The organism is Streptomyces sp. NPDC102441 (assembly GCF_044765585.1).
GTDB lineage: Bacteria > Actinomycetota > Actinomycetes > Streptomycetales > Streptomycetaceae > Streptomyces.
The window spans coordinates 345,128-370,114 of sequence record NZ_JBIWKH010000001.1 but is presented as its reverse complement, the minus strand read 5'-3'; the positions used below and the strand labels follow the sequence as shown (position 1 = coordinate 370,114).

The window sequence follows — 24,987 nt, the reverse complement described above, 5'->3', positions numbered from 1 at the left end:
TGTTCACCCCTCCGAGCGGCCGAGCGAGGCCAGATCGAGGTAGTAGAGCGGGTTGCGGACCAGTCCGGTGACCTCGGACGAGGCGACGGTCACGAAGTTCGGTTCCAGCAGCGGGACGAAGGGACCGTCCTCGTTCATCGCCCGGTTCCACGCCGTGTAGGCGGCGAGCCGGTCCTGCTCGTCGACCGAGGCGTACGCCTTCTTCGTGAGGGCGGCGAGTCCGGGAGCGGCCTTCGCGGGCCAGTGCACCCGCTTGGAGAGGAAGTCGCCGGGCGCGAAGCCGAGGACGTTCTGCGGGTCGAGATAGTCCGGCGGGTAGGACCACAGGGCGAGCTGCGTCTTGCCGTCCACGTACCGCTGCAGGGAGGTCGACGTCGGCGAGGGCCGGAGCGTGACGGTGATCCCGATCTTCCCCAGGTCGCTCTGGACGCGCTGGGCCATCACGCCGTAGTCGAGGCCGGCCAGCCGGTGGTAGTCACTGGCGTAGTCGAGGGTCAGCTCGATCTTCTTCAGGCCCTGTTCCTTCTTGGCCTTCTCGACGAGGGCGCGGGCCGCCCGGGGGTCGTACGCGGCGGCGTCCTCCTTGCCGAGGCCCCCGGTGAAGACGGTCGGCAGGATGCCGGTGGCCTGGGTGGAGCCGGGTCCGGCGATTTCGACGAGACCCTCGTAGTCGATGCCGAGCCGGATTGCCCTCTGGACGTCGGCGGAAGCGGTGGGGAGGTTCTTCTCGCGGCTGACCGCGAGGTAAAGGACTTCTGCCGCCTGGCTGTTGTCGACGGTGAGGTTGTCGCCGTGCAGGCCCTTGGTCTGCAGCGCCGAGATGTCGAGGGCGATCTGCGAGTCACCGGACTGCACGCCGAGCAGCTGCTGCTGTGCCGAGGGCACGTTCCGGATGATCACCCTGGGGTACGCCGGTGCGTCACCGGCGTACTCCGGGTTGGTCTCCAGGACGATCTGCGAGGAGTTGCTGTAACTCTTCAGCCGGTACGGCCCCGATCCGGCCGACGCCCTGTTCAGCCAGGCCTCGGCCGAGTCCTCGGTGACCGCGTTCTTCGCGTCGGTGCCGCCGTGCGCGCGTACCGCGTCGGCGTTGAGCACCCCGAACTGCGGGGTGGCGAGCATGGCGGGCACATCGGCACGAGGGGTCTCGGTGGTGAGAACCACGGTCCGCGCGCCCTTGGCCTCGACCGAGAGCCCGGCCATCAGATAGGCGGGACTGGCGTCGACGTGACGCAGCCGGTCGAAGGAGAAGGCGACGTCGCTCGCCTCGACGGGGGACCCGTCGGAGAAGCTGGCGTTCCTCCGGAGGGTGAACGTCCAGGACTGCCCGTCCTCGGAGTTGGACCACGACGTGGCCAGACCGGGCACGGGGGTACGCAGGTCGTCGCCACGGTAGGTGGTCAGCGTCTCGTACAGGGCGTGGTCGACGAGGTAGTCGGTGGGCTGGTAGACGCGGGCCGGGTCGATGGACTTGGCGTTGAAGGCCGTGTCGACGACGAGGGTGTGGCGCGCGGCCTCGACGGACACGCCCGCGGTCGCGCAGGAGGTGAGCGAGGCCGTCAGCACGGCGGCCAGGGCGAGGGCGGCGAGGGTGCGCCGCCGGGGCCGGGGCGGCAGGGCGCCCGCCGGTGGACTGCTGAAGCGGTGGGTCATCGGGGTCTCCGCTCGGAGAGACGGGCAGGGAGGAGGCGGGGAAGTCACTCCTGGGTGGCGTCCCGGGGCGGGGCTCGCACCGGGTGCGTACGGCGGGTGCCCTCGGCGTGTGGGCCCGGGGCGGCCCGGCGGGGGCGGGGGGTCCGCCGCCGGGCCGGTCGGTCAGGCCGAGGCGGTCACGGGTACGGCCGGCGGGCCGCCCTGGAGGTCCACGTCGATGGTCTGCCGGTACAGGCGCAGCCAGTTGCCGCCGCACAGCCTCTCGACCTCGGCGGGTGAGAAGCCGGCCTTGGCGAGCCCGTCGGGGATGTTGCCGAACTGGGCCGACGTCTCGAACCACTCCGGGTCCGGGACGACCGGCGACTGTCCCGGCTTGCCCGCCCCGTACTCGGGCCCGCGCGTCCAGTGGCCCTTGCGCATCTCCACCATGTGCTCCTCGGTGAGGAAGCGCCCGAGGTCGGAACCGACCCCGACGTGATCGACGCCGATCCGCTCCACGGTGCGGGCGACCAGTTCGCACCAGCTGCCGACGGTCTCGCTCCACTCGCCGGCGATGTTCGGATACATCGTCAGGCCGAGGACCCCGCCCCGTTCCGCGAGCGCGTCGATGACCTCGGGCCGCTTGTTGCGGGCGTGGTCGAAGAACTCGCGCGGATTGGCATGGTTGATCGCGACCGGGACCGCCGAGGCGTGGACGGCGTCGTACGAGGTCCGGTCGCCCACGTGCGAGCAGTCGACGAGGACACCGCAGCGGTTCATCTCCTCGACGGCGTTGCGGCCGAAGCGGGTCAGACCGGCGTCGGTGGTCTCGTAGCAGCTCGCGCCCAGGGTGTTCTGGATGTTGTAGGTGAGCTGCATGACCCGCAGGCCCATGCGGGCGAAGAGCTCGATGTTGTCGAGCCGGTCCTCGATCGGGGAGGCGTTCTGGGTCCCCATGAGGACGGCGGTGCGGCCCTCGGCGGCAGCCGTCTCGATGTCGGCCGTGGAGTACGCGATCCGTATGAGGTCGGCGTTGTCGCGTTCCATGCCGTACCAGTCGGCGAGCGCCTGCATGGTCTCCGCCGCGTTCTCCCAGAACGCGATGGTGTTGGTCACGCAGTCCACGCGCCCCGCGCGCAGCTCCTCGAAGACCGTCCGGTTGAAGACGCCGCACTCGAGTCCGTCGATGTTCATCGCTGCTCCTCGTTCTTGGCCGTGCCGCCGACGAAGTCCACGTCGTCGGTGAGGTCGGGTTCGATCACGCCGTTCTCGTCGACGGCGGTCGCGCCGGCGTGCTTGAGGGAGGTCACCGACTCCGTGGACAGCGCGTGCGCGGAGTCCTCGAACAGCGACCACCACAGGGCGGCGGGGGTCTCCACCCCGGTGCGTACCGCGCGGGCCGCGGGAAGCGAACCGACGAGTGACATCAGCCGCAACAGATCGGAGTCGTCCGGCAGTTCGGGTGCGCGGCGCTCCATGACCAGGAGTACGCCCTCCCCGTCCAGCCCCTCGGGCAGCGGGGGCAGACCGGCGGCCGGTGCGGCGTCCGGAGCGGTGGGGGTCACGGTGATCACGACACCCCGGTCGGTGCCCTGGTGCTCCAGTACGGCGGCGAGGCCCGCGCGCTCGACGCGCCCGGCCCACAGGGTGACCCGCTCCCCGGGTACGGCCTGGAGCAGGTCGAGCAGTGCCGGGGCGACGACCAGGGCGCTCTGGCCGAGGCAGTCGACCACGAGCGCGTCCGGGGTCTCGGCGGCGATCTCCACCCGGCCCGAGCCGTCACGGTCGGCGGCGCTGAGCCCCTCGGCGAGGAACTGTAGCGCGGGCAGCCCGGCGGCCTGGGCGTGCAGCACCAGATCGCGTACGGCGTGTACGGCGCCGAGCGCCAGGCCCTGGGCCTGGAGCAGCCGCTCGGTGACGAGCCGCAGTTCGCGCAGCGACAGGCGCAGGGTCTCGGCGTCGGAGGCGTTGTGCCAGGTGCGGCCGAGGCGGTCGGCGGCACTCCCGGTGCCGCTGGTGAGCGTGGCGGAGGTCATCGGGCGGCTCCGTTCGAGGGGGCGGGTGCGGGTGCGTCGAGGACGACGGTGTCGGTGGGGCGTGGCACGGCGGGCCAGAACCACGGGCCGACGGTGTCGGAGGCCCCCAGGTCGGCCGCGGTGGGGGCGCCCTGGAAGATCACGCCGCGCAGGTCACGGCCCAGGTAGTCCTTGGTGCGTTCCAGGCCGTAGAGGGCGGCGTTCGCCAGGCGGATGATCCGCGCGGGCACGAAGCCGGCGTCACGGATGTTGGTGTGCGGTACGGCGTACGCATGCCCGGCGAGGGACTGGAGGCGCTCGACGCCTCCCCGCAGTTCGGGGCGGCGTGCGAGGAGGCGTCCGACGGGCAGGGCGGGGTCCTCGGCGGCGAGTACGCCGTCGAGGTGCTGGACCATGCCGGGTACGTCCACGGTGAGATCGACGGTGCCCTCGGGCAGTTCGGCGGTGGCGCCGCACCGGGGCTCCTCGGCGGACCGGGACTTGTACCAGGTGTTGGCGACCGCACCGGGCGCGGTGCGGTCGACAGCGAGAGCCCAGGCGTACCGGTCGGCGAGCAGCGCGCGCAGCTCACCGGCGGCCATCGACCCGTCCCGGCGGAACGTCTCGTCGACGGTGAGTCCCGACGCGAGCCGGTCCGACTCCTCGGGGTCCAGCTCGGTGAGTACGGAGTTGATCACCTCGGCGGCTTCGTCGCAGACGTCCTCGACGCCGTCGACCAGCTCCGCCACCGTGGGCACCCGGCCGTCCGCCCCGGCCGCGGCGGCGCGTAGGGGGATGGCGTCGAGCACGCGTCGGAGGTCGGCGACGATCCGCTCGGCGGGGGTGAAGCAGGTGTACTCGTTGACGTCTTCGCTCTGGTAGAGAGCGGCCCGCTCCAGCAGGGCGACCAGCGTGTCCGCCACGCCGGAACCGGGTGCGGCCGCGAGACCGCGGGCATGGGCGAGGGCCTGCTCGCGCAGCGAGATCCAGCGGTCCACCAGCACCGGATGGTTGCCGACCCACAGGACCAGGCCGAGCGCGGAACTGTTGCCGACGCCGAGGAAGCGGCGTACCTGCGGGTCGAGGGCCACGGCCGTGTCCGAGCGGCGGGCGGCCAGCGCCTCGACCAGGTCGGCGCTCAGCTCGCGCATCATGTAGGCGGACAGCAACTGGGCGTGGTACGGCACCGCGAGCGGGTGGTCGTCGCCGTACGCCAGGAAGGTGCGGGTGCCGAAGGTGCCGTTGCCGTCGAGACCGATGTTGCGCATCAGATAGCCGACACGGGCGAGCGCGACGGTGTCGGGCTGCCGCCCCGCGGCCAGCGCCTCCACGACGTGCTCGAAGACGCGCAGCGAGCGGTTGGCGCGGCACCAGGTGAGTGTGTGCCCGGTGGCACGGCCGTGGTAGAGGCGCGGCATCTCGTTGCGGGTGTGCTCGACGTCCTCGGCCGTGGCGGGGCCGTCGAGGAGGGCGCCCATCATGTCCCAGCCGAGGTCGAAGATGCGCAGGGTGCGCTCCTGCGACGAGGGCGGGAAGGCGAAGGCCACGAAGTCCATCACGCGGTCCGCGGTGTGGATGCGGTAGACGGCCTCGCCGCTGCCGTCCGCCCCGACGGTCAGCGAGCGGCGCTCGACGCGCCAGTTCTCACGAAGCATCCGGTTGACCAGGGAGCGGGCCGACGAGAGGCGCCCGGCCTGCAGGGAGGAGAGGGCGGCCGAGGTCATGATCTCGGCGGCAGGCCGGCCGGCGGGCCCGGCCGGGCTGGGCTGTGGTGCCACGGATGGTTCCTTTCGTGCGCGTCACGCGGTGCGGTGCCGCCGCGGGGGAGCGGCGGCCGTCGCCGGCGGGGCCGGTGGTCCGGCTGCCGTGGGGCGACAGAGCTGGTGCGGGCCTGGCAGGGCGTCGGGGCAGCCCGGGGCCAGGCATGGGGATTCACGGAGGGCACGGCCGGCAGGGGGTGAGGTCCGGTCGCGAGGGTGGTGCGCGGGGTGGCGGCGCGGCGGGGCACGCCCCGGTCGGGGGCGGCGGCGCCGGGGTGCCGTGTCCGGGCGGACGAGGGCCGGGACCGTGCGGGTGGGTGCGGACGGGGTCCGGGTCAGGGCCCGGTGGCGGGGTGTCGGACGGCGGCGGTCACCTGCTCCCGGAGACGATCTTGGTGACACGAGCCGCGCAGGCCACGGCGTCGGCCGCGGCATCCTCGGCGTCGAAGCGGACCATCGGGCCCACCACGGACAGAGCCGCCATCACCCGGCGCCTGGCGTCGAAGACCGGGGCCGCCACGGCGACCGTCGGCTCCAGCCGGTTCGGCAGCGAGATCGCGTAGCCGAGGCCCCGGATACGCTCCAACTCCGCGTCACCGGCGGTGGATACTCCCGCATCGCGCAGCGCGTCCAGATCGTGCGGCAGCGCCCAGGCGGTGAGCACCCGGCCGGACGCGGTGTCCGAGATCGGCATCCGTGCCTCGATGCGGGAGTCGACGCGCAGCAGTCGGTCGACCTCGACCCGCTGCACGATCCGCGCCGAGTCGCCGTCGAGGACGGCCAGCGACACCGTCTCGTCGATCAGAGCGGCCAGTTCCTCCATCGCCGCGGTGGCCCGGTGGCCTAGCCCGGCCTGGGCGAACGCGGCGTCGGAGAGCCTGGAGACACGGAGGCTGAGCCGGTAGGTCCCGTCCTCCGCCTGCTCGGCCCAGCCGCCGGCGCACAGCGTCACCAGCTGCCGGTGCACATAGCCCCGGCTGCCACCTGTGCGACGGGCCAGCTCGGAGACACCCACGCCCTGCGGCTCGTCGGCCAGGGCGGCGAGGACCTCCAGCGTCTTGAGCGAGGAGGTGAGTATCTGGGTGGCCAAGGTGCTGTCTCCTATAAGAGGACACTGTCTCCGATCGAGATGCGTCACTTAAACACCGCACTCGCCGGACCGTCAATGGTCGCCAGAAGAAAAACATCAGACGCACCATCAGGTGTGACGATTGCCGACGTTTACCTTGGATTCCACTGTCGTTGTCGCCATTGGCTTACGAATATGAGAATCCGGCCGGGGTGACGCGTGGCCTGCGCCTGTCTTCCATAGGGAGACGGCTCAGGCGAGTCCGCGCAGTGCGACGTCGTCCGTGCTGCCGGGGCCCGGGGAAGTAGACGTACAGCACATGTCCTTCGGGGCCGGTGACCCGGTGCGCGCGTCCCTCAACATCGCGGAGACATTGATGTACGGTCCACTCACATGCGTAACCGACTCGTTCTCGCGTGGACCTCGGCCGTGGCCGCCGCACTCTCGGTCGCGGCAGCAGCCGGCCCGGTGGCCGCAGCCCCGGCCGCTCGCGCGTCCGTGACGCCGACGGCCCACTGCCCCCAACTCTCTGAAGAACTCACCTGGTACGGCGACAACCGCGCCCAGCTGCAGCGCGTGATCGACGAGCGCGGCACCTGCCACGGCAAGGGCGGACCGCGCCCGGTCGCCGCGTTCGACTGGGACAACACCATCACCAAGAACGACGTCACCGACGCCACCATCAGCTGGTCCCTGCGGCACGACAAGATCCTGCGGCCGGCCCGCTGGAAGGACACCAGCAAGTGGCTGACCGACACCGCGGACAAGGCCCTCACCGAGGCCTGCGGCACCGACGTCGAGGTGGGAGCGCCCCTGCCCACCTCGACCAACGCCCGCTGCGCCGACGAGATCCTCCAGATCCGTGAGGACGGCTCCACGATGAGCGGCGAGGCCGCCTTCGCGGGGGAGTGGAACCACCGGCGTACCGTTCCGCAGTACGCCTGGGTGCCCCAGCTGTTCGCCGGACACACCGTCCCCGAGCTGCGCGCGTACACGGAGGCCGCCCGCAAGGAGGCCCTCGCCGCGCCTGTCGGTGCGACCCGCACCGTCGGTACCCACGTCCTTCCCGCCTACGTCCGTTACTACGAACAGCAACGCGACCTCGTCCGCACGCTCCAGAAGGCCGGGTTCGACGTCTGGATCGTCTCGGCGGGCTCCGAGCCGGTCACCGAGGTCTGGTCGCGCGACATCGGCATCGACCGGGCCCACACCGTCGCCATCCGCTCCGTACTCGACGGCAAGGGCCGCATCACGACCAGCAACGAGGGCTGCGGCGGGGTGGGGAACACCGAGGGCGAGGCCATCCCGTACATCGACGGCAAGCGGTGCTGGATCAACCAGGAGATCTACGGGATCGAGGGCAGGGCCGCCTGGCACAAGCAGGCCCCGGACCGGCGGATCGCGCTCGGCGGCGGTGACGCCGACACCGATGTGACGTTCGTCGGTGACGCCACCGGCGCGCACCTCGTGCTCAACCGCAACAAGAACGAGGTGATGTGCCGCGCCTACGACAACGCCGACGGCCGCTGGGTCGTGAATCCGATGTTCATCGAGCCGCTGCCCCGCAAGGCCACGGCCTACCCCTGCGCGACCGCCGCCTACAACGAGCCCGCCGGCGGCTTCGGCCCCTTGCGGCGTGGCGACGGCAGCGTCGTACCGGATCAGCAGGACACGGTGTACTGACCTCCCGCCCCCTGGCAGCGGCCGGGCCGTCGTCGGCCAGACACCCTTCGTATGTCGGCCAAAGACATCGCAGTCCCCCGCGACGGATGGCGGGCGTCACTAGCGTGAGGCCCGCCATCGCTACATCAGTGCACCGATCGCACAGGGGGACACACCATGGAATCGCGTGTAGGCGGAGCCTTATTCAGGGCGCTCAGCGTCATCGTGGCCGCGTTGGCCGTCATGCTCGGGCTGACCGCGCAGGCGGGCGCGACCCCGGCCGACAGGGTGTCTGCGTCCGGGCTGACCGGCCTGACGTTCACTTCGGTCAACAGTGGCCGGAACCTGGACGTGCAGAACGGCAACACGGGTAACGGGGTCTTCGTCGTCACCAACGCGGCACCCGGCTACCACCAGCAGTGGACGGCCGACCTACAGACCGACGGCGCCTTCCGCCTGGTCAACGACGACACCGGCAAGTGCCTGGCGACCGGCTTCCCGCTCGCCCAGCAGGCCTGCGCGGGCACAGCGGCCCAGCGCTGGTACTTCCAGCCCGTCGCGGGTGCCGAGAACACCTTCATGATCCGCAACGCCGGTGACAACAAGTGCGTCGATGTCGTCCTCGCGGCCCAGAACGACGACGCGTGGACCCAGACCTACGCCTGCAACGGCAGCAAGGCCCAGCAGTGGTCCATCCCGGCCTCGGCCACCGGGGACGCGTTCGAGGCCGCCGTGGACTACGCCTCCAAGCGCTGCCAGAAGGACGAGGAGACCTGCTCGTGGACGAAGGGCTCCCAGGCCCCGGCCGAGCCGCTGCCCGTGCAGTGCGTCTCGCCCGTCTGGTACAACGGCACCGCCGCCTCGGTGCCGTGGACGTTCTCGCTGACCACCGAGCACGGCTGGTCCAGCGAGATCAGCGTCTCCTTCACCGCGTCCGTGGGCTCAGGGTCTCCGAGCCCTGTTCAGGCGAGTGTCGCCGAGACCATCGCGGGCAAGGTGACCTACAGCCTCAGCGAGACGCTCGGCAACAGCCTGGAGATCGCCGTGCCGTCGGGCCACTACGGCTGGGTGGCGCTGTCGGAGCTGGCGACGAAGGTGACCGGGGACTGGACGTTCGACGCGAACGGCTACCCCTGGAAGGCGCACGACACCGTCACCGTGCCCCTGACCAGTGACGACCAGGGCCACGCCAGCGTCTACCTGGCGAAGACCGGCCCGGAGTTCACGACCTGCGGCGGCTGATCCGCCGGGGCCCGCACCGCGCACACCTGGTGCGGGCCCCGGAGAACCTGCGCTGGCGGAGACGCAGGCCGCAGGCGAAGCACCCCGCCGCTACCAAGGCGTTGGAGTGGCGGGGTTCTGGCCGGGGCGCCTGGAGTTAGGTCAGAGGACGGAGGGCTCCTGGGTCTTCACGTCGGCCACGAACGAAGCGAATGCGCAGGCGGCGAAATGCAGAACTGGCCCACCCGGGTCCTTGGAGTCACGCACGGGAACGATGCCGTGCGGGGCGACGAGGTTGGTGGCAATCTCGATGCAGTCACCACCGTTGTTGCTGTACGAGGACTTGAACCAACGGGGGGATTCGGTCGTCACGGGGTGCCCTTTCGCAACTGGCTGATCATGGCCACGGACGCCGCTTGCGACAGCGCTTCAGCCTGTAGTTGATGGTAGGCCGTCAGCATGGGCATCACGGAAGTGCTCTCTCGGTCCAGGTGCCCCTGAGCCTGCGACTCGGCATAGCAGATCACGGACCGATCCGGCAGCGTCAACAGGTTGACGGGCAGGTCGAACGTGCGTCGCTCACCTATCTCGAACGGCGCCACCTGAAGCAGCGTGTTCGGCAGCCCGGCGAACTCGACCAGGTGCTCCAACTGGGCGGCCATGACGGCGCTGTCCGCCAACACCCGCGCGTACGAAGGTGGTAACAGCAGCGACGGACAGACACCGGCGGACGGGCGCTGATCGTGTCCGAGGAGAGGATGCCGGAGGCCGGTCCTGGTGTGGCTCGACGTTCCGGCCAACCCTGTGCCCCTCCGGGCTTCCGGATCTCGTGCGCAGAACGAATGAGTGGAGCCTTCGACGCGGACACGCGCTGCCCGACTGTGCTTTTCTGCTGCCGTGAATCTAAAGAGTGCCCTCGATGCCGACGGGCTCCCGGGACGTCAGATCCGGCGTCGTCATCAGCCGGACCTTCCCGAGTGCGTCTTGGTGCTCGCCGATGTCCACGAAGCCGACGGCTACCCGACCAACTGGCCGGACGACCCTGTCGGCTGGTTGTCCGAGCCGTCGTTGCTCGCTGCCTGGGTGGCGGAATCGGATGAACAGATCATGGGGCACATCGGTCTGTGCCGTGGTGAGGAAGGAGACGCGGCCCCCGACCTGTGGAGCAGGCGTGCGGGACTGGGCGCCGAGATGACCGCGGTGGTCAGCCGCCTGTTCGTCGCTCCGGCGGCCAGGGGCAGCGGGATCGGCGCACGGCTGGTCGCACAGGCTGTGCGGGAGGCGCGGGAGCGCGGACTGCATCCGGTCCTGGACGTCGTGGCGTCCGACACCACGGCAGTGGCCCTGTACGAACGTCTGGGCTGGAGCTTGCTGGCCACCGTGGAACAGCAGTGGGAGCCGGCCCAGACTGTGACCGTGCATTGCTACGAGGCGCCCGCGTGACCTGGCGCGGCGGGCCGTGACGTCTCCCCGCTGCTGGGCGGCGGACGTCGCGGTGACGTACGAGGGGGACTGGTGCTCTCATCGATGCGTGAGGGAGGAAGGCCGTAGTGCACCCCGAAGCTCAAGTCCCGGAACTCGGGTCTCGGGATCCAGGGTTCGAGCGTCGGATGCGGTCAGGTCACTCTTTCGAGGGTACGGGCGAGGCTCCCGGCCCGGCGCTTGAGCTTCGGGATTCGGGGGCCGGGATCCGGGAGCCGGGATTCGAGCGATGTTGTACATCCGGGGGGAAAAGAAGGGGGTTTGGGGAAACCTACCCACCCTCCCTACCCCATCACGGCCAGCAAGTATGACTAATCGTGACCGGCTTGCGGCGCAGAGTCGTGGGTGCTTACGGTGCCCACAACGAAACGACCCCGGCACGGTGTTGGAAGCACCATCCGGGGTCTCACCCCAAGATCGAATCGAGCGATCCCGTGGCTACCCAGCACCCTAGCTCCGCCCTGTGCGCCCCCGCACCCTCACGCTCGTACCGCCAGGCCCGCACCGGCTACGGCAAGCGCTCCGTGCCCGCCCAGCCCCCGCCCCAGGCAGCTGACTTCGCCTTCCTCCCGGAGCGGGAGCGGTACGTCGCCGGGTACGTCGACCATCTCCCCGACGGTGCGGCCATGGACATCAAGTCGCTCGCCAAGGACCTCCCGCTGTACGGCCAGATGGCCATCGGCACCGCCCTGCGCACCCTGGCGGTCGCCGGTCACCTCCGCCACGTACGCTGCCGCGTCGAATCGCTCGGCCAGAGCCGCTGGGTGACCCGTACGTACTGGTCCCGTGCCGCCCGCGACAACGAGTGGTGGGCCACCCACCTGGCCGGGGAGGTGGCTGGGGCCCCGGGCGCCTCCGTCGAGCCGCCGACGCCCACGCCGCAGGAGACGCTTGCCGCCCCCGCCGTGCCGCAGCAGAGGACACCGGCCGACCCGGCCCCGGGCAGCCCCGCGCCCTCGCCCGCGTATCTCGCTCTGGCCCGGCTCGGCCGCATCGAGCCCCGGCTCGCCCTTTCCGCCAGGGACTGCGCCGCGCTGGAGCGGCTCGCCGCGGAGTGGTTCACCCGTGGGGTTGATGCCGACTACCTCACCCAGGCCCTGATCTCCGGCCTCCCCTCCCCGATCGGCTCGCCCGTCGGCTTCGTACGCTGTCGCCTCACCGACAAAATCCCGCCCCGGCTGCCCGACGTTCCTGCCCCGGGGGTGGCCACGCCCGACGTACGCCCTCTGCTGGTGGAGTGCGCGCAGTGCGGCCGCCCCGGCCCGGCGCAGGCGCTCCCGGACGGCCTCTGTCGCCCCTGCCGCGTCATGGTGCAGGCAGGGGCCGAGGCATTTGAGGAGACCACGCCCGAACTGCCTGCCGAGCGCGATGTCAAGGCGCTGGTGGACAGCATGCGCAATTTGATGCGGACACCCTGAGCTGCAGACTCAGTACGGCCGTTGACGTTGATCACCAGTTGCGTTTGTTCGTGGTGGAGCCGAATTCGAAAGCGGTGTGCTGGTCACCGGTGTGTCACTCTCCGGCTGTGAATCGGTCGAGCATGCGTTCCAGGAGCTCGTTGTCGCCGTGGTGGCTCTTGATGGATGCCACGATGTTTTCGTCGGGATCCATCGACGCCCATGAGATCGGTCGGCCTGCCTGGTGGCTCAGCTGGGTCAAGAACGCCCGCTGTGTGCGCCCGTTTCCCTCGCGGAACGGGTGAAGAGCGTTCAGGTCGGCGTAGAGGCCGGCCGCTGCCACCACGAATGCCGGACGAGCAAGGCCACGCAGCCAATCGGCGGCACGCAGCCGTCCGAATATGTCCTCGGAGTACGCGACGATGTTGTGCGCTGGGCACGGCGTGTGCTTGGCGATGTTAACCGTGCGTGTTCGGCCCGCTCAGTCGTACAAATCGCCGAATACGAATGCGTGCATCGCGCACAGGTGAGCCAGGCCGAATGACCCGGGTAGAGGCCTTGCGGCGAGCTGGAGGAGCCGGGCGCGCGTGATGTCCGCCTCTGCGGCTTCGAGGGCGGAGGCGGTGGTGATGTGGAGCAGATTCCGTAAGACGCCGTTAGGCAGGGTGTACGGGTCGGTCATCCCGCCCGCCGCTGTGCTGTCGGCCTATGCCGTGCGATGGCGCGGTCTGCCATCTCATCGGCGCTGAGTGTGCCGGACACGTAGGCGGCTGCGTCAGCTTCGGACGCCGCAGTCGGGGTCAGACCCTCCGCGGCGAGGGAACCGCCGACAGACGCCACCGCATCGAGGCGGGCCGCGCGGCCGGTCAGATTCTCGTAGGCCTCGACCGACAGCAGTACGCCCTGGGCCTTGCGATGGGCCCCGATCAGGACGGGCTCAGCGTCAGGGCCGGCGTCGTCGAGTGCGGACAATATCCGGGAGAGGCGCGTCCGGGCGTCGCTTACGGTGACGATCTCTGGTACCTGCATAACTCAAGAGTAGCGTAAACAGGTACGGAAATCTGTACAGGAATTGGTCCCGCCGTGGAGAGGTAGGGGGCGGTGCACCCGTGCCTGGGTGCACCGCCCCTGCCCCGGCCGTCAGGCCGGCCGCAGCCAGACCGTCGCCAGCGGCGGGAGCGTCAGCGTGAGGCTGGTGTCCCTGCCGTGTGCCGGCACGGCCTCCGGCTTCAGCGGCTCCTCGTTGCGTACGTCGCTGCCGCCGTAGCGGGCCGCGTCCGTGTTCAGGACCTCCACCCAGGCCTCCGGGCCGTCCGGCACGCCGATGCGGTAGTCGTGGCGCACCACCGGGGAGAAGTGCGAGACCGCGATCAGCGGTGAGCCGTCCGCGTCGTAGCGGACGAACGAGAACGCGTTGTCCTCCGCGGCGCCGCCGTCGATCCAGCTGAAGCCCTCCGGGGACGTGTCCCGCTGCCAGAGCGCGGGCAGCGCGGTGTACACCGCGTTGAGGTCCGTGACCAGGGTGCGTACGCCGCGGTGGTCGCCGGAGGCCTCGTACGTCTCGTCGAGCAGCCACCAGTCCGGGCCGTGGCCCTCGGACCACTCGGCTCCCTGTGCGAACTCCTGGCCCATGAAGAGGAGTTGCTTACCCGGGTGGGCCCACATGTAGCCGAGGTAGGCGCGGTGGTTCGCGCGGCGCTGCCACCAGTCGCCGGGCATCTTGGTGACCAGCGCCTGCTTGCCGTGCACCACCTCGTCGTGCGAGATCGGCAGCACGTAGTTCTCGCTGTACGCGTACACCATCGAGAAGGTCATCTCGTTGTGGTGGTACTTGCGGTGGACGGGCTCCTTGGAGATGTACACGAGGGAGTCGTGCATCCAGCCCATGTTCCACTTCAGGCCGAAGCCCAGGCCGCCGGAGTCCGTGGCGCGGGTGACGCCGTCCCAGGCGGTGGACTCCTCCGCCATCGTGACGACGCCCGGGTTGCGCCGGTAGACCGTCGCGTTCATCTCCTGGAGGAAGGCGACCGCGTCCAGGTTCTCCCGGCCCCCGAACTCGTTCGGCGACCACTGGCCGTCCTCGCGGGAGTAGTCGAGGTAGAGCATGGAGGCGACCGCGTCGACCCGAAGCCCGTCGATGTGGAACTCCTCGCACCAATAAGTGGCGTTGGAGACCAGGAAGTTGCGGACCTCCTTGCGGCCGTAGTCGAACTCCAGGGTGCCCCAGTCCGGGTGCGCCGCCCGGTTCGGGTCGGAGTGCTCGTACAGCGGGCGGCCGTCGAACTCGGCGAGGGCCCAGTCGTCGCGGGGGAAGTGCGCCGGCACCCAGTCCATGAGGACGCCGATGCCCGCCGCGTGCAGTGCGTCGACCAGGAAGCGGAAGTCGTCCGGGGTGCCCATGCGGGACGTCGGTGCGTAGAAGCCGGTGACCTGGTAGCCCCAGGAGCCGCCGAAGGGGTGCTCGGAGACGGGCATCAGCTCCACGTGGGTGAAGCCGAGTTCCTTGACGTAGGCGGGCAGTTGGGAGGCCAGCTGCCGGTAGTCGAGGCCGGGTCGCCAGGAGGCGAGGTGGATCTCGTAGACGGAGAACGGGGCCTCGTGGACCGGGCGGTCACCCCGGTGGGCCATCCAGTCCGCGTCCTGCCACTCATGGCGTGAGGCCGTGACGACCGAGGCGGTCGCGGGCGGCACCTCCGTGTGCCGGGCCATCGGGTCGGCCCGCTGGGTGTGCGACCCGTCGGGGCGGCAGATGTCGTACTTGTAGACAGCACCCTCGCCGACGCCGGGGAGGAAGATCTCCCAGATGCCGGTGGAGCCGAGCGAGCGCATGGGGAAGGCCGTGCCGTCCCAGAAGTTGAAGTCGCCCGTGACACGGACCCCGCGCGCGTTGGGGGCCCAGACCGTGAACCGGGTGCCGGACACTCCCTGGTGTTCCATCGGCTCCGAGCCGAGGGCCTTCCAGAGCTCCTCGTGCCGGCCCTCACCGATGAGGTGCAGATCGAGTTCGCCGATGGCGGGCAGGAAGCGGTACGGGTCGTCCACCTCGATCGTGTTGTCGTCGTAGGCGACCTGGAGGCGGTACCCGTCGGGCAGAGCGGGCAGCGGCAGCACCCCCGAGAAGAAGCCGTCGCCGTCACTCTGCAGCTCTGCCCGCTTGCCCTCGGCCAGCACGGTCACCGAGCGGGCGTAGGGGCGCAGCGCGCGGAAGAGCACTCCGCCCGAGGTCGGGTGCGCGCCCAGTACGCCGTGTGGATCGTGGTGCTCACCCGCGAGCAGCCGGCCCCGGTCCGCGTCGTCCAGGGCGTTGGCGGGCAGCACGTTCTTGCTGCCCCCGCCGCGCCGGGGGCGGGGCGGGGTGCCGGCGGCCGCGGCGGTCGTCTTCCTGGCCCGGGCACGCTTGGCCGGGGGCGGTGGTGGCGGGTCGGCCGGTGCGTCCGCGGCGGCCGGAGCCGTGGGGGGCGCGGTGGCGGGCGTCGCGGCGGAGGCGGTGACCTCGGTGGTCACCGGCTTGGCCGTGGGCGGGACCTCGATGGGGTCGGACGACTTGCGGGACGGCTTGCGGGCGGTCACGGAGACTGCCTCCTCGGGGGATGAGTGATGGGAAGCGGAGGTCACGCCGGCATCGCGGCCAGGCGCTGGATGGCGGCCATCGGGACCGGCAGCCAGTCGGGGCGGTGGCGGGCCTCGTACAGCACCTCGTACACCGCCTTGTCGGTCTCGTGTGCGCGCAGCAGTTCCGGCTCGGCGCGTGGATCGGAACCCGCCGCGCGGGCGTAGCCCTCGCAGTACGCGGCACGGCAGCGGGCCGCCCATTCGGGGTTCCACGGGTGGTGCGAGCGGGCCGCGTAGTCGAAGGACCTGAGCATCCCCGCGACATCGCGCACCGTCGGCTGCGGGGCTCGCCGCTCGGGCAGGGGCCTGGCCGGCTCACCCTCGAAGTCGATCAGTGACCAGAAGCCGTCGTCCCCCCGCAGGGTCTGGCCCAGGTGCAGATCCCCGTGGATCCGCTGTGCCGCCCAGCCGCACCCCGTGTCCCCGAGCGCCGCGACCGCGTCGAAGGCGGTGCGCAGCCCCGGTACGTACGGGACGAGTGCCGGGACCGCCTGGGCGGCGGCCTCCAGCCGCTCCACCATCCCGGCCACCAGGTCCCTGGTCCGGTCGTGGGCCAGGGGCGGTGTCGGCAGTGCGGCGGCGAGGGCGGTGTGCACCTCGGCGGTGGCCTGGCCGAGTGCGTGCGCCTCGGGTACGAAGTCCCGGCCGGCGGTCAGCGCGGCGAGCGCCAACTGCCAGCCGTCCTGAGCACCGCGCAGGAACGGCTGGAGCACGCCGAGCGTGAGCGGCTCCGTGCTCGTGGTCGCCTCGAACCAGGCCACCGGGGCGGGGACCCGACCGCAGCCCTCGCGGCCGAGAGCGAGCGGCAGTTCGAGATCGGGGTTGGTGCCGGGGAAGACCCGGCGGAAGATCTTCAGGATGAGGGCGTCACCGAAGACGAGCGAGGAGTTGGACTGCTCGGCGTCCAGGACGCGCGGGGTGAGGTCCGGCGGGATGGGCTCCGCCCGGTCGAAGCGCAGGAGGCCGAGGGATCCGGGGTTACGGAATCGTTCCAGCAGGAGATCGGCGACGCGCGGGTCGTGCAGTCCCTCGTACAGGGTGCGGCCGGCCAGCGGGCCGTCCGTGACCTGTCCGATGCGTGCGCCGGCCAGGCGTGGTGGCAGCGTGGTGCGCACGCCGAGCAGGAGCTGGTAGCAGTCGCCCTGGGTGGGCGCGGGGCGACTGCTCGGCTGGTGCACCCGGACGAGCAGATGCAGCAGCCCGGGACCGGTGCCCGAGGCGTCCAGAGGCAGTATCTCGGTGGCCGCGACCAGGGAGAAGCCGGTGACGGGCTGCCCCTTGCCGGCGAACCACCGCTGCCGGGGGACCCACTCGTGGAGCAGTGGGGCGAGCGACGACAGCAGGGCAGTGGTGCTCGTGGTGCTCGCCGGATGTCGTCTTGTCGTCTTTCTCGATGTTGTGCTCTTCACCAGGGCGACTCGAGTGGATGCAGCCTCCGACATGGCATCGCGTCCTTTCCCCGGGCACACCACAGGATGCGAAGAGTGTCCCGGATTGCGGCAACGGCTGTCCGGCTGTGCGGGACGTGTCGGGTGAGGAAATGTCCATTTGGACTCGATCAATGCTCGATCGATGCTCGATCAATGGGCCACAAAGAGACCGGAAGAGCCCGGAAGTGCTCGATATGGGGGGAGAGTGCCCCGTGCGGGGCGGCGGAAACCGCCCCGCCGGAGGCGCCCCGGAGGTGAGGCGCCGTCAGTCGGCCGTCAGCTGACCGGAGCATCCTTCCGCAGCCGGAACCAGTAGAAGCCGTGCCCCGCGAGAGTCAGCAGATAGGGCCACTGACCGACGGCGGGGAAGCGCACCCCACCGATCAGCTCCACCGGATGACGCCCGGCGAAGGCCCGCAGATCGAGCTCCGTCGGCTGTGCGAACCGTGAGAAGTTGTGGACGCACAGCACGAGATCGTCCTTGTACTCGCGGGTGAACGCGATCACCGCCGGGTTCGACGACGGCAGTTCGTTGTACGAACCGAGGCCGAACGCCGGGTTCTGCTTACGGATCTCGATCATCCGCCGTGTCCAGTGCAGCAGCGACGAAGGCGAGGCCATCGCCGCCTCGACGTTGGTGACCTGGTAGCCGTAGACCGGGTCCATGATCGTGGGGAGGTAGAGCCGCCCCGGATCGCTGGAGGAGAAGCCGGCGTTGCGGTCGGGCGTCCACTGCATCGGGGTGCGCACGGCGTCACGGTCGCCCAGCCAGATGTTGTCGCCCATCCCGATCTCGTCCCCGTAGTAGAGGATCGGTGAGCCGGGCAGGGAGAGCAGCAGCGCCGTGAACAGCTCGATCTGGTTGCGGTCGTTGTCCAGGAGGGGTGCGAGACGCCGGCGGATGCCGATGTTGGCCCGCATCCGCGGGTCCTTGGCGTACTCCGCGTACATGTAGTCGCGCTCTTCGTCCGTGACCATCTCGAGCGTGAGCTCGTCGTGGTTGCGCAGGAAGATGCCCCACTGGCAGCCGGACGGGATGGCCGGGGTCTTCGCCAGGACCTCCGAGACCGGGTAGCGGCTCTCGCGCCGTACGGCCATGAAGATCCGTGGCATCACTGGGAAGTGGAACGCCATGTGGCACTCGTCGCCGCCGGCCGTGTAGTCGCCGAAGTAGTCGACGACGTCCTCGGGCCACTGGTTGGCCTCGGCCAGCAGCACCGTGTCCGGGTAGTTGGCGTCGATCTCCTTGCGGACCCGCTTGAGGAAGTCGTGGGTCTCCGGGAGGTTCTCGCAGTTGGTGCCCTCGCGCTGGTAGAGGTAGGGCACGGCGTCGACGCGGAAGCCGTCGATGCCGAGGTCCAGCCAGAAGCGGAGGGCCGAGATGATCTCCTCCTGCACGGCCGGGTTCTCGTAGTTGAGGTCGGGCTGGTGCGAGAAGAAGCGGTGCCAGTAGTACTGCTTGCGCACCGGGTCGAAGGTCCAGTTCGACGTCTCGGTGTCGACGAAGATGATCCGGGCGTCGGGGAACTGCTTGTCGTCGTCGGCCCAGATGTAGTAGTCGCCGTACGGCCCGTCGGGGTCGGTGCGGGACTGCTGGAACCAGTCGTGCTGATCGCTCGTGTGGTTCATGACGAAGTCGATGATCACGCGCATGCCGCGCTGGTGCGCGGCGTCGACGAACTCCACGAAGTCGGCGAGGTCGCCGAATTCGGGCAGCACGGCCGTGTAGTCGGACACGTCGTAACCACCGTCACGCAGAGGCGACTTGAAGAACGGCGGCAGCCACAGGCAGTCGACGCCCAGCCACTGCAGATAGTCCAGCTTGGCGGTGAGGCCTTTGAGGTCACCGACGCCGTCCCCGTTCGAGTCCTGGAAGGACCGGACGAGTACCTCGTAGAAGACGGCGCGCTTGAACCAGTCGGGATCGCGGTCCTTGGCGGGAGTGTCCTCGAACAGGTCGTGGACAGGCTCATTGACGATCATGGTGTGGGTGACCCTCCGGTCGGCGGGGACGGTCGCAGGACCGCGATGTGCGCGGGTGTGACACCCGGTTCCAGACGCACATAGAAGGCCCTGCCCCAGTGATAGGTGTCGCCGGTGAGCTCGTCGCGCACCGGCACGCTCTCGTGCCGGTCGAGGCCGAGACGCGGCATGTCCAACGAGACCGTGGCCTCCTGGGTGTGGTGAGGGTCGAGGTTGACGACCACCAGAACGATGTCCGGACCCGAGCGCTTGCTGTATGCGATCAGCGCCTCGTTGTCGACCGGGTGGAAGTGGACGTCGCGCAGTTGCTGGAGCGCCGGATGGCGACGCCGGATCCTGTTGAGGGAGGTGATCAGGGGAGCGAGCGAGCGGCCCTCACGTTCCGCCGACTCCCAGTCCCTGGGCCTGAGTTGGTACTTCTCGGAGTCCTGGTACTCCTCGCTCCCGGGACGCACCGGGGTGTTCTCGTACAGCTCGAAGCCCGCGTACACACCCCAGGAGGGGGACAGCGTCGCGGCCAGCACCGCCCGGGCAGCGAAGGCGGGCCGGCCGCCCTCCTGGAGGTAACCGGGAAGAATGTCGGGCGTGTTCACGAAGAAGTTGGGCCGCATGTACGAGGCGCTCTCCCCCGAGAGCTCCATGGCGTAGTCGGTGAGTTCCTGCTTCGTGTTACGCCAGGTGAAGTACGTGTAGGACTGCTGGAAGCCGACCGAGGCCAGCGTGCGCATCATCGCGGGGCGGGTGAAGGCCTCGGCCAGGAAGATCACGTCCGGGTCGGTGCGGTTGATGTCGGCGATCACCTTCTCCCAGAAGACCACCGGCTTGGTGTGCGGATTGTCGACACGGAAGATCCGTACGCCGTGCTCCATCCAGAACCGCAGGACGCGGACGGTCTCCCGGACGATCCCGCTCATGTCCTTGTCGAACGCGATCGGATAGATGTCCTGGTACTTCTTGGGCGGGTTCTCGGCGTAGGCGATGGTCCCGTCGGCCCGGTGGTGGAACCACTCCGGATGCTCCGTCACCCAGGGGTGGTCGGGGGAGCACTGGAGGGCGAAGTCCAGTGCGATCTCCATGCGCAGCGTGCGGGCCGTCGCGACGAAGTGGTCGAAGTCCTCGAGCGTGCCGAGATCCGGATGGACGGCGTCGTGCCCGCCCTCGGCCGAGCCGATCGCCCAGGGCACCCCCGGGTCGTCGGCCCCGGGGGCGAGGCTGTTGTTGGGGCCCTTGCGGTGGGTGGTGCCGATGGGGTGGACCGGCGGGAGATAGACGACGTCGAACCCCATCGCGGCGACGGCGGGAAGCCGCTCGGCGGCGGTACGGAACGTGCCGCTGATCATCCGGGGAGCCGGCGGCGGGAGCTCCGCGCCGACGGCCGCCGGGGCCTTCTTCCGGGCGGCCGTGACCTTGGCGGGCTTGGCGGCGGTCTTCGTGGCCCGCGGCTTCCGGGCGGCCTCCGGGGGCTCCACCGGCTCCGGCCGCGCGCCCTCGGAGCGCGGGAACATCTCGTACCAGGAGCCGTACAGGGCGCGCCGGCGCTCGACGGTCAGCGGCAGCGGCCGGGACGCGGTGACCAGTTCGCGCAGGGGGTGGCGGCCGAGCGCCTCGTCCACCTCGGCGGTCAGCGCCGCCGCGAGACGGGAGGCCGCCGGGCGGCTCGTGTCGCGCAGCGCGTCGACGGCGGCCAGCACGGCCTCGCGCCCGTCCTTCTTGGGTACGCCCTCGGCGGCGCGGGCGTACAGCTCGGCGCCCTCCTCCAGGACCAGCGAGGTGTCGATGCCCGCAGGGATCTTGATACGGGCGTGCGAGCGCCAGGTGGTGACCGGATCACTCCATGCCTCGACGGTGTACGTCCAGTGCCCCTCCGACCCCGGGGTGACTTCGGCCCCCCACCGGTCCGTGCCCGGGGCGAGCTCACGCATCGGCGTCCAGGCACCCGGTCGTCCGTTCGGGTCGCAGAGCACGACGTTGGCGGCCACGGCGTCATGGCCCTCGCGGAACACGGTGGCGCTGACCTCGAAGGTCTCGCCCGCGACGGCTTTGGCGGGCCGTCTGCCGCAGTCGACGAGCGGACGGACGTCCAGGACGGGAATGCGACCGATCATGGAATCACCTGGGGGTCGGAGCTCGGCATGCGCGGCGCGCGACGTGGGCGTGAAGGGCTGACCGCGCTCGCCGCGATGGTGGGGTTGCGTCCTTTGTAGCTGCTCGGTTGACGGCTGACGGGCTGTGGGCATGGCCGCTCCTGTGCGCGTTCACTCGAATGGCACTCGAATGGCAGGCGCGCGGGGGATTCGTGCTCCGGACGGGCACCCGGACGGGCACCTGGATGTGCGGCGCGGGGTTACGACCCGGTGCGCGACGGAGAGCGGATCAGGTCGTTACCGGGGGAGCCTTCCCACCGTTTTCGGGCGGCCAACCCGATGGTGTGTTAACTCCTGGGTGCAACCGGTGCACGCGTCGTGGGCCGCACGCCGGTCCCCCGGCCGACGAGCGGGCACCCCCGCAGCCTTCCCTGCGGTGCGAGGTGCCACAAGCCCGCGTGAGGTGGGGAAATCAGCCATATCGCCCGTGACGGAAGGGGACGTAACTGGCGCATCTGGCCCATGGGGCGCCAGGGGCCCGAGATGCCTGCGGGCCCCCCGCGACGGGGGGCGCCCAGGAGCCGGCAGCGGGAGGGCGCGCACTGTGCGGCGCCGGGGGCGGGGGCGGGTGGACGGCGCCGTGCCGGACCCACTGAGCCGGTCGCGCGCCGTGGTCGCGTACGGCGGCACACCGCTAACGTCGAGGGTGACGGAGAGGGCGCCCACCGTCGTGCGTCCCCTCGGATCCGTACGTCCCCTGTAAAGGTGGGATACGTGAAGGCCATTCGTCGATTCACCGTGCGTCCCGTCCTCCCCGAACCCCTGCGACCGCTCAGCGACCTCGCACGCAACCTGCGCTGGTCCTGGCACACCGAGACCCAACAGCTCTTCCAGGCGGCCGACCCGGAGGGCTGGCGGCCCGCGGACGCCGACCCCGTGCGTCTGCTCGGGGCCGTCTCCACGGCGCGCCTCGCCGAGCTGGCCGGGGACCAGCACTTCATGCGCCGGCTCACCGAGGTGTCCGAGGACCTCCGGGAGTACCTCGGCGGCCCGAGGTGGTATCAGAGCCAGCTCTCCCAGGGCGCGGAGCTCCCCGCGGCCATCGCCTACTTCTCACCCGAATTCGGGGTCACCGCGGCCCTGCCCCAGTACTCCGGCGGGCTCGGCATCCTGGCCGGTGACCATCTGAAGGCCGCCAGCGACCTCGGCGTACCGCTGATCGGGGTCGGCCTTCTCTACCGGCACGGCTACTTCCGCCAGAGCCTGTCCCGGGACGGCTGGCAGCAGGAGCACTACCCCGTCCTGGACCCCAACGAGCTGCCGCTCACCCTCCTGCGGGAGGCCGACGGCACCCCCAGCAGGGTGGTGCTCGCCCTGCCGGGCGGTCGCTCCCTGTACGCCTCGGTCTGGCAGGCCCAGGTCGGGCGCGTCCCCCTGCTGCTCCTCGACTCCGACGTCGAGGAGAACGCACCGGGCGAGCGCGACGTCACCGACCGGCTCTACGGCGGCGGCAGCGACCACCGGCTGCTGCAGGAGATGCTGCTCGGCATCGGCGGCGTGCGCGCGGTGCGCACCTACTGCCGGCTGACCGGGCACGCCGACCCCGAGGTGTTCCACACCAACGAGGGGCACGCCGGATTCCTCGGCCTGGAGCGGATCCGTGAACTCTCCGAGACCGGTCTGGACTTCGACGCCGCGCTGGAGGTCGTACGGGCCGGCACGGTGTTCACCACGCACACCCCCGTGCCCGCCGGGATAGACCGCTTCGAACGCCAGCTCGTGGCCCGTCACTTCGGTGACGACGGCGAGCTGCCCGGGGTCGGCGTGGAGCGGATCCTGCGCCTCGGGATGGAGACCTACCCCGGTGGTGAGCCCGACCTCTTCAACATGGCGGTGATGGGGCTGAGGCTCGCCCAGCGGGCCAACGGGGTCTCCACCCTGCACGGAGCGGTCAGCCGGGAGATGTTCTCCGGGCTGTGGCCGGGATTCGACCCCTCCGAGGTGCCGATCACCTCGGTGACCAACGGGGTGCACGCCCCGACGTGGGTCGCCCCCGAGGTCCTCCGGCTCGGCGCCGGAAAATTCGGCTCCGAACGGGCGGAGAACGCCCTCGCCGGAGCGGAGGTCGGCCAGGGGTCAGGCACCGACGGCGGGACGGCGGGCACCCCCAGACGCTGGGACGCCGTGGCCGCCATCGGCGACCGGGAGATCTGGGAGCTGCGCAGGGGGCTGCGCGAGCAGCTCGTCACCGAGGTGCGTAAGCGGCTCTACGCCTCCTGGCGCAGGCGCGGCGCCGGCACCGCGGAACTGGGCTGGATCGACGGGGTGCTCGACCCGGACGTGCTGACCATCGGCTTCGCCCGCCGGGTGCCCTCGTACAAGCGGCTGACGCTCATGCTGCACGACCGCGACCGCCTCCGTGAGCTGCTGCTCCACCCGACGCATCCGATCCAGATCGTCGTCGCCGGCAAGGCCCACCCGGCTGACGACGGAGGCAAGCGGCTGGTCCAGGAGCTGGTGCGGTTCTCGGACGACCCACGGGTACGCCACCGCATCGTCTTCCTTCCCGACTACGGCATGGGGATGGCGCAGAAGCTCTACCCGGGCTGCGACGTCTGGCTCAACAACCCGCTGCGCCCCCTGGAGGCCTGCGGCACCAGCGGAATGAAGGCGGCGCTCAACGGCTGTCTCAACCTCTCCGTGCGCGACGGATGGTGGGACGAGTGGTTCGAACCCGACTTCGGCTGGGCGATCCCCACCGCCGACGGGTCCGCCACCGACGAGGAGCGGCGCGACGAGCTGGAGGCCAACGCCCTCTACGCGCTGATCGAGGACCGGGTCGCACCCCGCTTCTACGACCGTAACGCCGAGGACCTGCCCGAGCGGTGGATCGAGATGGTCCGCCGCACCCTTGTCACCCTGGGCCCCAAGGTCCTCGCGGGCCGCATGGTGCGCGAGTACGTCGAAAGGCTCTACACCCCCGCGGCGCAGTCCCGCCGGGCGCTGGAGCCGGCCGCCGCACGCGAGCTCGCCTCCTGGAAGGCCAAGGTCCGTGCGGCCTGGCCGCAGGTGGCGGTCGACCATGTGGAGACCGCCGCCGACGCGGTCGTCGGCGGCTCCGCGGAGCTGGGGGCCACCCTGGCGCTCCGGGTCCGGATCGCCCTGGGCGGCCTCGACCCGGAGGACGTGGAGGTGCAGGTGGTCGCCGGGCGGGTCGACTCCGGGGACGCGATCGCGGAGGCCCAGACGTTCCCGCTGAAGCCGGCGGGCGGTCACGACCTGGAGGACCGCTGGCTGTACGAGGGCCCGCTGGCCCTGGACCGTACGGGGCCTTACGGCTACACCGTCCGCGTCCTGCCCGCGCACCGGTTGCTCGCCTCCGGCGCGGAACTCGGCCTGGTCGCCGTGCCGAACGCGGCCACGGGCGACGGCGGCGGGGTGCTCCTGCGCTGACATCCTTCGCTCACGGTGGGCCCGGCGTGTTTCCACGCCGGGCCCGCCCCTGTGCCCTGCCGGTTCACCGGGTCCCGGCAGGGGTGGATCCGCCGCGACGTCGCTACCATGACAGCCCTGCCGGTGCGGTCCTGCGGCCACCGACACAGTTAGGGTCTTTCGTTTGGATCAGGCTGGGTCAGGGAGC

At 70.6% G+C, this 24,987-nt stretch carries 16 protein-coding genes and 2 pseudogenes; 5 read left to right on the top strand and 13 right to left on the bottom strand.

From position 1 onward, the window contains the following. Nucleotides 1-3: 3 nt before the first annotated feature. From ACIREO_RS01685 to ACIREO_RS01665, 5 genes are all read right to left on the bottom strand, one after another. Complete coding sequence (locus ACIREO_RS01685; RefSeq protein WP_404103501.1) at nucleotides 4-1,653, bottom strand: ABC transporter substrate-binding protein; 1,650 nt, start codon at nucleotides 1,651-1,653, stop codon at nucleotides 4-6. Between the two features lie 162 nt (nucleotides 1,654-1,815). Continuing rightward, nucleotides 1,816-2,826, bottom strand: coding sequence for a membrane dipeptidase (locus ACIREO_RS01680; protein ID WP_404103498.1), 1,011 nt, complete (start codon nucleotides 2,824-2,826; stop codon nucleotides 1,816-1,818). Further along, nucleotides 2,823-3,668, bottom strand: coding sequence for a hypothetical protein (locus tag ACIREO_RS01675; protein ID WP_404103496.1), 846 nt, complete (start codon nucleotides 3,666-3,668; stop codon nucleotides 2,823-2,825). Before ACIREO_RS01675 ends, ACIREO_RS01680 begins: the two co-directional genes overlap by 4 nt. Beyond that, on the bottom strand, nucleotides 3,665-5,425 hold the full coding sequence (locus ACIREO_RS01670) for a hypothetical protein (protein WP_404103493.1): 1,761 nt from the start codon (nucleotides 5,423-5,425) through the stop codon (nucleotides 3,665-3,667). Before ACIREO_RS01670 ends, ACIREO_RS01675 begins: the two co-directional genes overlap by 4 nt. 352 nt (nucleotides 5,426-5,777) lie before the next feature. After that, nucleotides 5,778-6,497, bottom strand: coding sequence for an IclR family transcriptional regulator (locus ACIREO_RS01665; RefSeq protein ID WP_404103491.1), 720 nt, complete (start codon nucleotides 6,495-6,497; stop codon nucleotides 5,778-5,780). 372 nt (nucleotides 6,498-6,869) lie between these two features. On the opposite strand from ACIREO_RS01665, the gene ACIREO_RS01660 reads away from it, so the two are divergent. Both ACIREO_RS01660 and ACIREO_RS01655 read left to right on the top strand, forming a co-directional pair. Beyond that, nucleotides 6,870-8,159 carry a haloacid dehalogenase-like hydrolase gene (locus tag ACIREO_RS01660; RefSeq protein ID WP_404103488.1) on the top strand — a complete coding sequence of 430 codons (1,290 nt, stop codon included), beginning with the start codon at nucleotides 6,870-6,872 and terminating at the stop codon, nucleotides 8,157-8,159. A gap of 222 nt (nucleotides 8,160-8,381) precedes the next feature. Further along, nucleotides 8,382-9,380 carry an RICIN domain-containing protein gene (locus ACIREO_RS01655; protein ID WP_404104459.1) on the top strand — a complete coding sequence of 333 codons (999 nt, stop codon included), beginning with the start codon at nucleotides 8,382-8,384 and terminating at the stop codon, nucleotides 9,378-9,380. A 141-nt stretch (nucleotides 9,381-9,521) separates the two neighbouring features. On the opposite strand, the gene ACIREO_RS01650 is transcribed toward ACIREO_RS01655, so the two are convergent. Continuing rightward, nucleotides 9,522-9,731, bottom strand: a complete 210-nt coding sequence (locus ACIREO_RS01650) for a DUF397 domain-containing protein (RefSeq protein ID WP_404103486.1) — start codon at nucleotides 9,729-9,731, stop codon at nucleotides 9,522-9,524. Beyond that, nucleotides 9,728-10,045 (bottom strand): annotated as a pseudogene (locus ACIREO_RS01645) (Scr1 family TA system antitoxin-like transcriptional regulator); the annotation flags it as partial. The pseudogene ACIREO_RS01645 and the gene ACIREO_RS01650, both read right to left, overlap by 4 nt. Nucleotides 10,046-10,256: 211 nt before the next feature. Between ACIREO_RS01645 and ACIREO_RS01640 the strand changes: the two are divergent. Both ACIREO_RS01640 and ACIREO_RS01635 read left to right on the top strand, forming a co-directional pair. After that, the gene (locus ACIREO_RS01640) at nucleotides 10,257-10,802 is read left to right on the top strand and encodes a GNAT family N-acetyltransferase (protein ID WP_404103483.1); all 546 of its coding nucleotides are present in this window, start codon (nucleotides 10,257-10,259) and stop codon (nucleotides 10,800-10,802) included. A 473-nt stretch (nucleotides 10,803-11,275) separates the two neighbouring features. Further along, entirely contained in the window at nucleotides 11,276-12,259 is a 984-nt protein-coding gene (locus tag ACIREO_RS01635) for a MarR family transcriptional regulator (RefSeq protein ID WP_404103480.1), read from the top strand. Between the two features lie 244 nt (nucleotides 12,260-12,503). Here the strand turns inward: ACIREO_RS01635 and ACIREO_RS01630 are convergent. From ACIREO_RS01630 to ACIREO_RS01605, 6 genes and pseudogenes are all read right to left on the bottom strand, one after another. Continuing rightward, nucleotides 12,504-12,701: pseudogene (locus ACIREO_RS01630) on the bottom strand (Fic family protein); the annotation flags it as partial. A gap of 215 nt (nucleotides 12,702-12,916) precedes the next feature. After that, a complete protein-coding gene (locus ACIREO_RS01625) occupies nucleotides 12,917-13,267 on the bottom strand; it encodes a type II toxin-antitoxin system Phd/YefM family antitoxin (RefSeq protein ID WP_404103478.1) in 351 nt (116 codons plus the stop codon). 111 nt (nucleotides 13,268-13,378) lie between these two features. After that, complete coding sequence (glgB, locus tag ACIREO_RS01620) at nucleotides 13,379-15,808, bottom strand: 1,4-alpha-glucan branching enzyme (protein WP_404103475.1); 2,430 nt, start codon at nucleotides 15,806-15,808, stop codon at nucleotides 13,379-13,381. A gap of 41 nt (nucleotides 15,809-15,849) precedes the next feature. Next, on the bottom strand, nucleotides 15,850-17,292 hold the full coding sequence (locus ACIREO_RS01615) for a maltokinase (RefSeq protein ID WP_404103473.1): 1,443 nt from the start codon (nucleotides 17,290-17,292) through the stop codon (nucleotides 15,850-15,852). A gap of 264 nt (nucleotides 17,293-17,556) precedes the next feature. Then, on the bottom strand, nucleotides 17,557-19,263 hold the full coding sequence (gene treS / locus ACIREO_RS01610) for a maltose alpha-D-glucosyltransferase (protein WP_404103470.1): 1,707 nt from the start codon (nucleotides 19,261-19,263) through the stop codon (nucleotides 17,557-17,559). After that, the gene (locus ACIREO_RS01605; protein ID WP_404103467.1) at nucleotides 19,260-21,368 is read right to left on the bottom strand and encodes an alpha-1,4-glucan--maltose-1-phosphate maltosyltransferase; all 2,109 of its coding nucleotides are present in this window, start codon (nucleotides 21,366-21,368) and stop codon (nucleotides 19,260-19,262) included. Before ACIREO_RS01605 ends, treS begins: the two co-directional genes overlap by 4 nt. Nucleotides 21,369-22,121: 753 nt before the next feature. On the opposite strand from ACIREO_RS01605, the gene glgP reads away from it, so the two are divergent. Continuing rightward, nucleotides 22,122-24,800 (top strand): alpha-glucan family phosphorylase, encoded by a 2,679-nt coding sequence (gene glgP / locus ACIREO_RS01600; RefSeq protein ID WP_404103464.1) that lies wholly within the window; start codon nucleotides 22,122-22,124, stop codon nucleotides 24,798-24,800. Nucleotides 24,801-24,987 lie beyond the last annotated feature (187 nt).